This is a genomic window from Coprococcus intestinihominis (assembly GCF_040096555.1).
GTDB classification, from domain to species: Bacteria; Bacillota; Clostridia; order Lachnospirales; family Lachnospiraceae; genus Coprococcus_A; species Coprococcus_A intestinihominis.
Map to the genome: position 1 here is coordinate 1 of NZ_JBBMEK010000548.1, position 529 is coordinate 529.

Sequence of the window (529 nt, forward strand, 5' to 3'; positions counted from 1 at the left end):
GTCATCGAGCTGACAGCCAAGACATCGAAGATCGATCGATTTATCAAGCTGATGCAGCCATTTGGCATCATTGAGATGGCACGTACAGGTGCACTGGCCGTGCAGAGAGATTCCAACGAATAGGCAGGTTTTTTATGAGACTTAGAAATGTAAGAGGTTCCAGGGAGACAATTGCAGCAGATGAATGCGTTCTGCATGATCCTGAGGAGCAGCGGGCACAGAAGGGCCGCTGGCATGAACTTTTCGGCAATGACCATCCGATCCACATTGAAGTCGGCATGGGTAAAGGTCAGTTTATCATGACGCTGGCACAGCAGAACCCGGATATTAATTATATTGGTATTGAGAAGTATTCAAGCGTGCTTGTGCGTGCTTTGGAGAAATACCATACATATGAGGGCGACAATATTTTCTTCCTTCGCATGGATGCGGAAGAGATTGCGGATGTTTTTGATGAGAATGAAGTAGGCAGGATTTATTTGAATTTCTCAGATCCATGGCCGAAGGATCGCCATGCTAAACGTCGTTT

At 46.3% G+C, this 529-nt stretch carries 2 protein-coding genes; both read left to right on the forward strand.

Annotated features, from left to right (window positions below):
- The first annotated feature begins 9 nt into the window (after positions 1-9).
- Positions 10-123, forward strand: a complete 114-nt coding sequence (locus WMO25_RS18770; protein WP_349086772.1) for a hypothetical protein — start codon at positions 10-12, stop codon at positions 121-123.
- Positions 124-134: 11 nt separating this feature from the next.
- Positions 135-529 (forward strand): tRNA (guanosine(46)-N7)-methyltransferase TrmB (trmB, locus tag WMO25_RS18775; protein ID WP_349086769.1); only part of this gene is annotated, 395 nt, incomplete at its 3' end.